At 40.7% G+C, this 13903-nt stretch carries 8 protein-coding genes; 2 read left to right on the forward strand and 6 right to left on the reverse strand.

Annotated elements, in window-relative coordinates:
• The first annotated feature begins 284 nt into the window (after positions 1–284).
• Positions 285–1934: a Ppx/GppA phosphatase family protein gene (locus tag RS893_RS26465; protein WP_315788578.1), complete on the forward strand. Its 1650-nt coding sequence runs from the start codon at positions 285–287 to the stop codon at positions 1932–1934.
• A gap of 101 nt (positions 1935–2035) precedes the next feature.
• On the opposite strand, the gene RS893_RS26470 is transcribed toward RS893_RS26465, so the two are convergent.
• Positions 2036–3355, reverse strand: a complete 1320-nt coding sequence (locus RS893_RS26470) for a serine/threonine-protein kinase (protein ID WP_315788579.1) — start codon at positions 3353–3355, stop codon at positions 2036–2038.
• 399 nt (positions 3356–3754) lie between these two features.
• Positions 3755–5671 (reverse strand): transketolase C-terminal domain-containing protein, encoded by a 1917-nt coding sequence (locus tag RS893_RS26475; protein WP_315788580.1) that lies wholly within the window; start codon positions 5669–5671, stop codon positions 3755–3757.
• A gap of 164 nt (positions 5672–5835) precedes the next feature.
• Between RS893_RS26475 and RS893_RS26480 the strand changes: the two genes are divergently transcribed.
• The gene (locus RS893_RS26480; RefSeq protein ID WP_315788581.1) at positions 5836–6720 is read left to right on the forward strand and encodes a YihY/virulence factor BrkB family protein; all 885 of its coding nucleotides are present in this window, start codon (positions 5836–5838) and stop codon (positions 6718–6720) included.
• Positions 6721–8360: 1640 nt separating this feature from the next.
• Here the strand turns inward: RS893_RS26480 and RS893_RS26485 are convergent.
• The 4 genes from RS893_RS26485 to RS893_RS26500 all read right to left on the reverse strand — a co-directional run bounded on the left by RS893_RS26485 (position 8361) and on the right by RS893_RS26500 (position 13795).
• Entirely contained in the window at positions 8361–9596 is a 1236-nt protein-coding gene (locus RS893_RS26485) for an acetate kinase (RefSeq protein WP_315788582.1), read from the reverse strand.
• A 554-nt stretch (positions 9597–10150) separates the two neighbouring features.
• On the reverse strand, positions 10151–10789 hold the full coding sequence (locus RS893_RS26490; RefSeq protein ID WP_315788583.1) for a histidine phosphatase family protein: 639 nt from the start codon (positions 10787–10789) through the stop codon (positions 10151–10153).
• A gap of 21 nt (positions 10790–10810) precedes the next feature.
• Positions 10811–12028: a transaldolase gene (locus RS893_RS26495; protein ID WP_315788584.1), complete on the reverse strand. Its 1218-nt coding sequence runs from the start codon at positions 12026–12028 to the stop codon at positions 10811–10813.
• Between the two features lie 702 nt (positions 12029–12730).
• On the reverse strand, positions 12731–13795 hold the full coding sequence (locus RS893_RS26500; protein WP_315788585.1) for a potassium channel protein: 1065 nt from the start codon (positions 13793–13795) through the stop codon (positions 12731–12733).
• Positions 13796–13903: the final 108 nt, after the last annotated feature.

Raw genomic sequence — 13903 nt, forward strand, 5'->3', positions numbered from 1 at the left:
GGAGTGGGGAAATAACCACTAACCACCAACAACTAACCATCAACTAATTCACACATCTTCACATATATAGAATAACTTTATTTGATATTTATAGAAGCAACTGCTAAAGTGGCAACTTTGACTCAAGAGGAATAGTCAATTTTGTTGACCTTACAGAGTGAGTTCAAAACTCAACTCAAGCCTCAGAGTCAATCTGAAAATTAATTGGTGAACAGAAACTACTTTGTTAACGTCCGCAAGTCAGCTTTTACCTTCTTTTACTTCATTTACTGAGAGAACGCTAAATGGTCAATTTGGTTTCTGCTAGCTGGGGGAGTACACTAACTCAAACAGACAAGCAACAGCGAATCATCGCTGCAATCGATTTAGGAACCAATTCTCTGCACATGGTGATTGTGCGGATTGAAACAACACTACCAGCATTCAGCATTATTGGTAGAGAAAAGGAAACCGTGAGATTGGGCGATCGCGATTTAGTCACAGGATGCTTAAAAGCAGAAGTGATAGAAAGAGCGATCACTTGCTTGCGACGTTTCCAAGAAGTTGCTAAAACTCTCAACGCCGAAACAATCATTGCTGTAGCAACTAGCGCCGTACGAGAAGCTCCGAATGGTAAGGAGTTTCTACACAAGGTAGAAGCTGAATTGGGTTTGAGCATTGATTTAATTTCCGGCCAAGAAGAAGCACGACGGATTTATCTGGGTGTACTGTCGGGGATGGAATTTAATAACCAGCCCCACGTAATTGTTGATATTGGTGGCGGTTCCACAGAAATTATTTTGGGAGACACTCACCAAGCACGAACTCTTACCAGTACCAAAATAGGTGCAGTTCGCCTCACCAATGAATTAATTAACACTGATCCGATTAGCAACGCTGAGTTTCAATACCTGCAAGCTTATGCACGAGGGATGTTAGAACGTTCCGTTGAAGAGGTACTGGCAAATCTAGAGTTTGGTGAACACCCCCGCTTAGTAGGAACTTCCGGTACTATTGAAACTCTGGGAATGATCAACGCCCGTGAAAAATTGGGTTTTGTTCCCTCGACGCTGAATGGATATCAGTTCAGCCTGAAAGACTTACGGGAATGGGTAAATCGCTTGCGGAAAATGAGTAACGTTGAAAGGGCGACAATTCCCGGAATGCCAGAGAAGCGCTCAGAAGTGATACTGGCTGGGGCCATAATCTTACAGGAAGCCATGAATCTATTAGGGCTAGAGTCGATTACAGTCTGTGAACGCGCCCTGCGTGAAGGCGTGATTGTAGACTGGATGCTCACCCACGGATTAATTGAAGATCGCCTGCGCTACCAAAGTTCGGTGCGTGAGCGCAGTGTTCTAAAAACTGCAAAGAAATATCATGTCAACTTAGAACATAGCGATCGCGTCGCTATCTTTGCCCTAAGTATATTTGATCAAACCCAAGGTATACTCCATAATTGGGGAACCGAAGAAAGACAACTTCTGTGGGCTGCGGCGATCTTACACAATTGTGGACATTTTGTCAGCCATGATTCTCACCACAAACATTCATACTATTTAATTCGTAATGGTGAATTACTCGGCTATACCGAAACTGAGATGGAAATCATCGCCAATATAGCCCGTTATCATCGCAAATCTCCACCTAAGAAAAAGCATGAAAATTTTCGCAATTTGGTACATAAAGAACATCGACAAATAGTTAGCCAGTTGAGTGCAATGCTCAGATTAGCAGTTGCTTTAGATAGGCGACACATAGGAGCCATTCAACAATTGCAATGTGAGTTTATTCCAGCTACACGAGAATTAAAAATGCAAATTTTCCCATCTCGCCCTGACGATGAATGCTCCTTAGAACTCTGGAGTTTGGATTACAAAAAAGGAGTATTTGAGTCAGAATTCGGTGTGAAAGTAGTAGTAAATTTGGAAGAGTCTGCTGTTGTAGTTGGTTAGCCTTTGGGTGACGGGGTGATCCTAGTTATATATTCTCCTCACCTTCTCACGTGGTGAACACCCTTTCATGTTTGCCCAACTTCTGCAAGAAGTCATATTGATTACAGTCCTAACCAATCTTTGATTTCTTTCACCAACCATTGCTGTTCTACATCAGCTATTTCCGGACTAAATGCACCAAATTTGTATTTTTGAACTCCAGCTTCAATACTAACCGCCATCAAGGGTTTATTATTTACAGAAATTGTTTCACGGCTGACACAAACATCGTGAATAGCTGAAGTATTTCCTCGCTTTCTACGATAGCATTGACCAAATAATTCCCACTCCATGAAAAAATATCTATGATCAAAACGAATATATACTTCTCCAAAAGCAGGAAATAACAACATACTCAGTGGTAATAAACCAGCCATCCAATGAATTAAGAGAAAAGGATGGAAAACGCCTCTTGTGAACAAAAGAAGAATTCCGTACCATAGACTCACAAAAAATAATAAAAAACTATCAGAAGATTGTATCCCTCGTGCTGGAATTTTAATTGCTAGATAACTAGCCGTTTTTTTGAGATGAATCCGGCTACCATGAGGTTGAGAAACTATCCCACAAGAGTGAGTAGTTAGGCGATTGTTGAGAAGTTCTAAAGCTTGATGCGCTGTTTGAAATCTTTGTTCTACATCTGGTTGCGTAAGAGTTTCTAGCCACCGTGTAAAATGAGGGCTTAAATTAGTGCGATCGCTAAATTGAATCCGCATATTTCGCTGGGGTAAATCTGCGGGAGAAATACCTGTGACTAAATGAATTAATGTTCCTCCCAAGGCATAAAGATCAGAAGCAGGAACTGCTCGACCACCAAATTGCTCGATAGGTGCATATCCATAAGTACCTACTACTGTAAAAGTAGCTCCTTGGGCTGTAGCTCGGTCTTGTACCGCACCAAAATCAACCAAATATACTTGTTGATCTTCACCCAAAATTAAATTACTTGGTTTGATATCACGATGTAAAACATGGGGAATTAAAGAGTGTAAATAAATCAAAATTTTTAGGACATCAGAGGCTATTTTTTGGACTTGTTCTTCAGAAAACTTCTGTCTTTGATTAAGTAATTCTTTAAGAGATAAACCAGGAATATATTGTTGAACTAAAGCAAACCAGAGAATACGATCATCAATAGAAAAATAATCGCGATACTTGGGAATCTGGGGATGACTTAGTTGTTTGAGTACATCAGCTTCCCGCTCAAACAGTTTCAGATCATCCCACTGTACCTGATCACCAAACCCCAAGAACTTGACTATCACTGATTCTGCTGGTTGAGTTGCGAGATCTTCAGCTAACCAGGTTTGACGACCTGCATTTTGTCCCAACTTTTGTTTGAGTTGGTAGCGGTCACGCAATACTTGCCCCGCCTCAAGCATGGATAAATACTCCAGTCAAGCTATTTAATATCAATGTAACAAGTTTTTAGAAAATAAATGGTAAATTCACTGAATAACTAAGCGAGTGAGAACCACCATCACTCCCTGTTTCATCTCTGAAGAAACACTTTGCGTAAAGTTTATTTAGTAAGAGTTGAGAGGATGGAGCCTTTTGCGTCCTGCCACTGTTTTCCAATGGTAAGCATTTACCAGTTTGATATCCAGGACACTTATAAATTTATCTGTTAATCAGTTTATTCAAAACAGTTTCTTTCATTCATAACGGGCGGTACGCCGACCTTGGGGCGCTTTTAAGAAAGTATTTTTGCAGATATTAATAACTAATTAAATTATTGAAAGAGGGATTGAATTCAATCCCTCTAATTCCTCATCTATAGACTAGCTAACTAGTTCCTTGACTTTCTTGATAATGCTTTCAGGATCTAGTCCCTGATAGGGGAACTGTTCCCACAATCCACCACAACCTTCTTTATGAATGCCCAGGTGAGCAAATTTTGGTGTCAGTCTGCGTTCTAGTAACCAAGAACCAAAGCGGCTACCTAACCCTGTGCGACGGTTGAGTGCTTCCACAACCAAAACAAAAGGTGCTTTACCAACTTTAGTTAGCATCTGTTCATCAATAACGTTGAGTGTCGGCTTATTGATTAAACCAACGTCAATTCCTTGCTGTTTGAGTTTTTCGACAGCATCGAGGGCGCGATACAAACCATCACCAAAGCTGATAATATAACCAGCAGTTCCTTCCCGCACAACTTCATCTTTGCCAGGAACAAAGGTATAACCTTCGCCATAGAAGTTGTTACCATTTTCATCCAAAATCTGGGGAACTTTTGAGCGGGTGGAGTAGATAAATCTTAACCCAGGGTCAAAAAATACTGCTTCCACGCAGGCTTTCATTTGACCAGCATCAGCTGGGAAGTACAACCGCGTTTCGTAACCGTCGTCTAACCCATTGTCAGCAAACATATTATTGAGACCAAAATGGCAGGTGTTGTCTGCCATATCGTCTACACCGCAGTGAGAAAAGTGACACAGGACGTTGGAGTAGTTCAACCGCGCCATAGTGATTTCGGAAATACACATTTCCAAGAAGGCGCTAAAAGTACCAAAGATGCCTTGCTTGCCTTTTTCCATACCGAAGCCGGCGGCGGCGGAGAAGTTACCCCGTTCCATAATGCCAGAAGCGACAAAAATATCTGGATAGGCATCATGAATTTTCTTCAAACCGCAGGAACCTTCGAGGTCACTATCGATACACATGATCTTTTCTTTGCGTTCCTCAGGACTCATGCGGCTGAGGACAGATACCACAGCATCACCGAAGACATTGCGGTTAGAATCCCATTTTTCACTTACACCCAGAAAAGTGTAGGGTAGTTTAGGTTTTTGGATGTTTTTGAGGTATTCGACAGCTGCGGTTTGTCCGTGCTTTTCTAAGTAGGCGATCGCTTTATCCACTGGAATCACATCATGACCGTGGGTTGATCCTTCAATACCATCGATCCCTACAGCCATTTTGCGCTTGTTCACTACAGCAATTGGGCCATCGGTGGTTACTGCTTCGCAAATACGACGGTATAAATCATCTATATCTTCCGGATCTCCTACACTAACATTAACTCCGTGACCTGTGAGGGTTTTAGCAACACTAAAACCTGGTAGATACTCAGAGGGATGTCCAGCAATGGTGACATCGTTGTCATCAATTATGATCTTGACATTAAGATTCTTCGCAACTGCCAAGCGTGCTGCTTCCGCATCATTGCCTTCTTGCTGTGAACCATCAGAACCAAGGCAAATCACCACTTTGTCTGGATTAGCCATTGCCACCCCATTAATATAGGGCCACACATGTCCCAAACGCCCAGAACTAAATTTGACGCCTGGCGTCAATCCCAACTCCGGGTGTCCAGGTAATTGAGAATGGGCTTCACGATAGTGAGCAAGTTGCTCAAAAGGTAGATCACCATGCAGGGCAGCCATGAGATACTGGGTAGCAACTCGGTGTCCTGCTTCATCAAAGAAAATCGGTACAAATTTATCTGGTGCGCCTCTAAATAGTGCATCCAGAATGACCACCTCTGGCACTGTGTCGTAAGGGCCACCAGTATGCCCACCAACACCCCTAGCTGCTCCCGTTGCTGTGAAGAAAACAATTGCATCACGGCATAGCTGAATATTAGCTTTGAGGGTTTGGCGCTGCTCATCGGTGAGGGTAGGATTGCTTGGGTCTAATGCCAGGGGCTTGTAGGCTCCTAAATCAATCGGAAAGCTACGTTCTACAACATTAGTCATGACTGATTTTCCTTGATTCACTCATTGCCATCATACATTTGTAAAGGATGAAGGGTGAAGTCTGAAGGATGAAGGATGAAGTCTGAAGTCTGAAGAAATATATTTTATGTTTTCTCCCCATCACCCCATCACCCCATCACCCCATCACCCCATCACCCCATCCTATGTTCTCCACTCGCTTTATCCGTTTCTTTCGCCATCTCAACTTTCAGGTTCTTCAACAAGTTGTCAAAGAAAGTGGCGAACACAGATTACCTGGTTTAGCTGCGGAAATGGCTTATAACAACTTGCTAGCTTTATTTCCAACCTTAGCGGCTGTTCTCACAACGATTGGAATGTTGAATATTTCTCAATATCAAGTTGATACTTTAGCTCACCAAGTACTTAATTTTGCTCCAGAACAAGTTCCACTCCTACTGAAAGAATTTACTAGACAGATAAAACTACCTCAAAGTAGAGAAGTAGTTTATATTAGCTTTCTCGTTGCCCTCTGGCTTGCTTCTGGAGCAATTAGTGCGGCAATGAATGCGATGGATGAAATTTATCAGATTCCACCAAATCTCAAACAACCTTTTTGGAAAGCGAAGTTAATTTCTTTGCTCCTAACAATTGCTACCATTGGTTTAGTTTTAACTGCTTCTTTGTTAGTATTTATCAGTGACCTAATTGTGCAATTTGTGTTAGATAGTACACAAATATTTGGAGCAATATTTTTATCTGCTTGGTCTTGGTTCCGTTGGCTTTTAACCTTGATGATTATCGCTTATGCGTTTAGTATTATTTATCGTCATGGTCCAAGTAAATGGTTCAACGGTACTCCTATTATGCCTGGAGCAATTATTGGAGCTTTGCTGTGGGCAGGTGTTTCTAAATTATTTCGAGTCTATGTCAGCAATTTCGGAAACTATAATTTGACCTATGGAGCTTTGAGTGCAGGAATTGTGTTGCTGTTGTGGCTTAATCTCAGTTCTTTGGTTCTACTAATTGGGGCACAGTTAAATGTCACGGTGGGGAAAGTAATGAGAGCTAATAATCACAAGAATGTTTAAGCTAGTGAATTGCAGAAATAGTGGAATTGTGATTATTTCGACTGTTTATCGAATAAAATCTTCAGATTGAATCAATTAGCTAAGTTTATCTGTACATTTTTCTATATAAGCAAGAAAATTTCTTTCTCTATTTAAATAAGAAAAAATTATAAATTTTTATAACTTATATATTGATTATTCATAGAAAAATTTTATGACAAAAACTAATAATTACTTAATATTTAGATAAATACTTTTTAGTGAGATGGTATATCATTGACTGAACGCCAACATCTAAAATAATTCATAACTCTTGGCAAGATGACTACTGAATTCTTACTTGTAGATAGCTAAGGAGCTAATTAAATAGATGAGTTACTACGACTTTGACAACCATTTTTGGTCTCCACAACAAGTTTGTTGTCAATCGAAAGTATCGAATTACAAGAGAAAAATAAATCCAAACCTTACTCCAAAAACAGTATTGATTGGGACTTTTTTGTTAGCATGTGCTGCTATTTCAACCACAGCATTAATCAAGAATAAAGCTACTAATAATGATACTTATGGATATAGCTCCGAAACCTCATGTATTGTTTTAAGACGCGAAACATTTCGTATGTATTGTTCTCTGCCACAGCAGTGACCGTATTTAGGATTTGTTTTTATATTGAGACTGTAATCTTTTTACTCTACTTGCGTTTTGTTATTTATCTATCGTAGACATTTTTCAAATTGTATGAAAAGAAAATGCGTTAGATAGTATTTATTTGTCCTTCGGGCAAGCCAGAGGGGAAGAGAAAAGTTTTAGTACCAATTCAAAAAATGTTTAAGGGTAGATAACCCCACCCACCTAACGACACCCTAAGCGATATCGCTTAAGGTTGGGGAGGGGTCTGATACTATTGGTGTGTTGCATTCTTTTTCCAAATTGGTATAACTTTATAGCAATCCTAAAACAAGCTCCCCAACTTTTGAGAAAAGTTGGGGAGCTGGGCGATGTAATTGTTTACAAATTAAATAGGATTGCTATAGAAAATATAGTATAAGAACTATAGGAATCCGGTTTGATTATTGAAAAAATCTAAGTACACGTAAGGTGTGTTATCGCCTAGCGTAACGCACCAAAAACATAGAATGGTGCGTTACGCCAAGGGCTAACGCACCCTACGTATCTTTTCAAAAATCAAATAGTAGTCCTATATCTGGCTTAACTGTCTAAGTTAACTGGCTTATCTGCTCTGGAAAAATTATAGAAACATGCGAATATTATGTGAGTTTTGTGATCACTATCAATGACAGTAAGTATACGTTTTTGAGCAAAACTTTCCAACGACTGAGTGAATTGAATCATTTTTTACCAGAGCGCAGTAAATCTGCGTTTTTTTCTATTTAGCTCTATTGTGGCAAAAATTCAGACTACCTATTATCGATTTGCGAAATGAGCGATCGCACCTTGTATGCTTTCATAATTCATATCTGTCTTGAAAATGGGTGTGGGAGATTAATAAATCAAAATAACCAAGTAAAAAGTAAAAAGAAAGTATTTTTCTTTTGCCTCTTAACTTTTGCTTTGTTTGGTAAAGGTATAAGGGTGTAGGAGGAGCTAAATTTTCATTTCCTCGTTGTGTAGTTAATAACTAACACCTAACCACTAATTACTAACCATTAACTTTTGACAAATGCAATAAATGCCAGCATTCCTGAGCGATCGCCCAATCTTCTTGAGTTTGGATGACTAAAACGCGAATATTAGAATCTACTGCTGCAATATCTTGATCTTTGGGTGCAGCTTGATTTTTAGTTTCATCAAGTTTTAGCCCTAAAAAGGCAAAGGCTTCACAGGCAGCTGATCGCGTTAAGGAATGATTTTCCCCGATTCCACCAGTAAACACAATTGCGTCTAATCCTCCCAGTACAGCCAACATCGAACCAATGTGCGATCGCAATCTATGAATGTACATGTCAAAAGCTAACTGGGCGCGGGTATTACCTTCACTAATAGCAGTTTGGATAGCACGCATATCACCAGATATACCTGAAATACCTTTCAACCCAGAGTCGTGATTGAGAATATCATCTAATTTGTCAGCATCTATCCCTTGGTGGCGTAGAAGGTAAATTAAAATACCAGGATCGAGAGAACCACAGCGAGTCCCCATCATCAACCCATCTAAGGGAGTAAATCCCATTGTTGTATCGATACTCTTGCCATCTTTAATTGCTGTCAAAGAGCAACCATTGCCTAAATGACATGTAATCAGGCGTAAAGAATTTAAGTCTTTGCCTAATAATTGTGCTGCCCGTTGGGAACAGTACTGGTGACTAATACCGTGAAAACCGTAACGACGGATACCTTCTTTTTCATACCATGCATAGGGACCGGGGTAAACAGCCGCGCTTAAAGGAATGTAGCTGTGAAAGCTTGTATCAAATACTGCCACTTGAGCAGCCTCAGGAAATACCTTCTCAGTTGCTTCTATTCCCTCCAAATTGGTTGGATTGTGAAGTGGGGCAAAACTTGCTAAACGTCTGATGGCTGCTTTGACTTCTTCTGTCACTAAAGTTGCCTGATTATATTCTTGACCACCATGTACTACCCGATGACCAACAGCATCAATTTCCTTAGCTTCTTTGATTACCTGTGTTTCACCCTCAAGCAGAGTTGCCAACACACGTTCAGTTGCGGATGCATAGGAATCAGCCTGAATTTTTTCTTTGAAAACTGCGTTCTCAGCAGTTTTAACTTCGAGTTCAGCAAATCCTTGATGATGAGTCCAGTCTACAATAGCTTGCCAAACAGGTTTTGGTGGATGCCCTGGTAACTGATCCCCAACTATTTCATATAAACAACTTTTCTGGCTACTTGACCCAGAATTGAGTACTAAAATTTTCATAATTAGTCATTTGTTAGTGGGTAGAGAAGCGATGTTCCTCGCGTCTGTACATTAGTAGTTATTAGTTAGTGGTGAGTCAGCGACTCTTACGCAGGGGGTCCCTCCCCCAATCCCCAACGCCAGGTGACGCCAGGTGCTTTATGCCGGGAAACCCGTCCACCGCACTGGCTCCTTTATGCCGGGGGACCCTTACTTTACAGAAGCCGAGTAAAGCGCGTCTACGGCAATCGCTCATGGGGAAAACCCCTGCGTTCCCGTCGTTGCCTCACCACCGCACTGGCTCCTCCCTTGGGGGAGTGGGGGCCGGTGAGTCCCCCATGAGCGACTACGAACCCGTAGACGCGCAAGCGTCTTCTCAAAAGAGTAGGGTTAGTAGTTAGTGGTTAGTAGAGACGCGAGGAACATCGCGTCTGTACAATAGTGATTAGTGGTTAGTAGTTACTTGTTCTTTAAACTACTTACTTCTCACACTCCACCCTTACGGGAAGCCTATGAGCGCGTCTACACACTCCTCCCACTCCCCCCACCTCCCCACTGCCCCACCTCCCCATCTCCTAAGTTCCTGGTCGTAAGCGCAATTCTTCTGGCATGTAATTACGATCGCCTAATACTTGCAGCATCGGGCCATGAATATCAAATTTAACGATGCTGACCGAGGTAGCTGGCATATCGATGCGATCGCGATAGCGTCCTAAATCAATACCTAATAAGTTGCAAAGTACAATTCGGATAGTTGCTTTATGAGAAACTACTAAAACATTACCTTCTGGATATTTTTCCTGAATTTCTGCAATCACAAGGGAAGCACGACTAGCAATCTGTACTGCTGTTTCTCCTCCTGTAGGTGGGTTCCAAGCTGGTTCGGCTAACCAACGCAGGTAATCATCTAGGTAGTACTGCTTGACAAAATCGACATTTTGACCTTCCCATTTGCCATAATTAATTTCTTTTAGCCCATCCCGCAGTTCCATTTTCATCCCTATGGCATCACACAATGGTTTGGCTGTAGCAACGGTACGCTTTTTGGGACTGGCATAAACTGCTGTCCAAGGTATACAACTGTATGCTTCGGCGAATGCTTTAGCCATGAGTGTTCCTTCTGGTGTTAACTCTGGGTCTAACTCTCCACAGTATCCCCCGGTCTGGCTGTAAATTGTTTCGCCGTGCCGCAGCAAATATAGTTTTAAAGCCACAGAATCTCCTCTATAAATTTTTTATCTCACACTTTTGTCGGAGACCTGAAGTGAATTGAATGACAAGTGAAAGGCTACTCCTAATCCACTTGCCATTTCTTCAGGAGTGATGATCCCATCATGGTTTACATCTAGAGCATCAAATACTGCATCGATTCCTGTCCACTCTTCACGACTGATGAAGCCATCACCGTCGAAGTCGTAGACTCGAAAGATGTTTCCTAAACTTAGACAGCTACAGCTATTTATATACTTGTTTTCTAAACATTCCAACCATTGTGCTAAAAGTTTTTCTAGAGCAACCAGTGTTTTTGACATACCAACAATTCCTTCTTCTAGTTTTTGGTATGCCATGCGATCGGCTTCATGCATATTGTAAAAAGTGTATTTATCAACATGTATTTTTCTGAAATGAGCTTCGGCAGCATGAGCCGGAACAAGTTGACGCGGCAATTCACCTGTTGTAGATTGCAATTTTTTCAGCAGCACAGGTGAAATTGCTAGTAAGTCACAACCTGCTAACTCTCCAATTTGGTCAATGTTACGAAAGCAAGCCACCATAATTTGGGTTGGATAGCCAAATTTTTTATAGTAGTTATAGAATTGACTGACTAATAAGACTCCCGGATCTCTTGCGGCTGGATAAAACTCACGTCCTGATTCTTTTTTGAACCAATCTCCAATTCGCCCTACCAAAGTAGAAACTAGAGTCACACCAGCTTCCGCACAGGCGATCGCTTGATGAATACCAAATAGTAAGTTTAAATGACAATGAATTCCTTGTTTTTCTAAAACTTCAGCTGCACGGATACCCTCCCAAGTAGAGGCAATTTTCATTAAAATTCGTTCTCTGGAAATATTATTTGCTTCGTACAGAGAAATAAGAGAACGTGCTTTGGCAATGATTGCTTCGGTATCGTAGCATAACCGTGCATCAATTTCTATTGATACTCGACCTGTGATTGTTTGGAGAATTTTCTGTCCAAACCACACAAGCAAACGATCTAGTGCCAAAGACACAATCTGATCTATTGTTCCTCCTGCACCTGCATCTTGCTTTGCTTGCAATAAAGTTTGATGAAATATATCTTCGTATTCAGGCATTTGAGCAGCAGCAGTTATCAAAGCCGGACTTGTTATGGCATCTTGTGGTTTCAAATTTTCAATTGCTCTGATATCCCCCGCATCTGCAACCACAATGGTTATTTGCTGTAGTTGCTCTAGCCAAGTTTGAGACATACTTTCTATATCCTAAAGTCAAAAGTTTGTAGAAACGCAACTTATTGCATCTCTACAAAAGTTAGAAATCCTTTTATTTTGAGCTTTTCACTAATTATTCGTTGAATATATTTATAGTTGTCATAAGATATTAATATAGTAGGTTAGGAATAAATATCTAGTAGACGAATGTTAAAAAACTAAACTTACAAGCTTGCGTGACTGTTATCAAACAGCCTACTAGCATTGCTGATTTTTGATAATCATCTATTTGATGGATATTGTAATTTTTGATTGATACTGAAACTGGATGCAAGAACAGATAAGCCACTTAAGCAATTTACTTTTTATCGTTCAAAGATAAATAAAAAGTTAATGATTATGAAATTCGGAGCTTTGAGAATAAACCAATAAATAATTATTTCTAAATAAATTTAGTTTATTTGGCATCAGAATAAAATCAATGCGATTAGTTAGTAACTACTAAGGTAGTATGGTAAAATATTTTCATAATGTAAAGATTTAATGATTTTTCCTTAATTGAGTTAACTGACTTATCTGCTATTGAATATCAACATCTCAAGATGAAACTTTATCAATAACTAACCTTCACAACTATACTAAATTGCCCTGAGTCTAGTTTCATCAAAATCTAGAAAGCCTATTAATCAATAGTTTTAATCCAAAATCTAAAATCCAAAATTGGTATTACCCTCTAGCAACCTAAATCTTTTTTGGTCTCCGTAACTGCTTAGAACCAATTGGCCCTAGAAGTTGATTGAGGGCGCGCAGCTGTTCTGGTGTACCCATCGCAATTAACACATCTGCGGGCATAAATACTGTATCAGGAGTAGGACCGCCGATGAGAGTGCCATCGTTGCGTCGCACAGCAAGTATCAATGCACCTGTTTGCCCTCGTAACCTGGCTTGTCCTAAAGTCATCCCTACCACCGGACAAACTTTTGGGTCAAGCAAAAATTCTTCCATGTATAACTGTCGGTCTGTACCTGAGATAATTCCATCCACAAAGTCCATAACTTGGGGTCTGAGAGCCGCCGCCGCCATGCGCTTTCCACCGGTGATATAAGGAGAAATAACAGCATCTGCACCAGCGCGTTGCAACTTTTGCAAAGCTTCTTCTGTACTAGCGCGGGCGATCGCTCGAATGCCTGGGTTCAGATATTTTGCGGAAAGAACTATGTATAAATTTTCTGCGTCAGAAGGAAGGGCTGCAACTATACAAGTTGCTCTTTCAATGCCTACTCTAAGGAGGGTTTCATCTAATGTGGCATCACCTTGGTATATAGTATAACCCTGATCCTGTGCTTTCCGTACAGATTCAACATCAGAGTCAATAACCACAAAAGAGACGCCTTCTGCTTGAAATTCTGTGGCAATTTGTCGACCAGTCCGACTAAATCCACAAATGATGTAATGCCCTGATAAAGATTCCATTGCCCGTCGCACTTGTCGAAGTCGAATTCCTTCTTGAAAGTAGCCTTGAATGACTGCTTCTGTAAATCGGTTGACGATGTAACCGATAGTGACTACCCCCATTAAAATGAGGGCGATGGTAAATAGTCGTCCTCGATCGCCTAGTGGTCTTGTTTCACTGTAGCCGACAGTAGCTAGGGTGATGATTGTCATATATGCTGCATCTTGCCATGACCAACCCTCTACTAGGGCGTACCATATAGTACCAATCAGAAAGACACCACCAAGAGCAATTGCCCCTGCCATTAAATCTTTTTGGATGCGTTGATATTTCTGTTCCAGAGTTGAGTACATAATTATTCACCATCGCCACTCGTTTTGAGGATAACTGAGTGACAGCTTAAGATGAAGTATTAGGTAAGGATAAGAAATTTTGACAGATTTCTACCAGACAAGTGAATC

The organism is Fischerella sp. JS2, from assembly GCF_032393985.1.
GTDB lineage: Bacteria > Cyanobacteriota > Cyanobacteriia > Cyanobacteriales > Nostocaceae > Fischerella.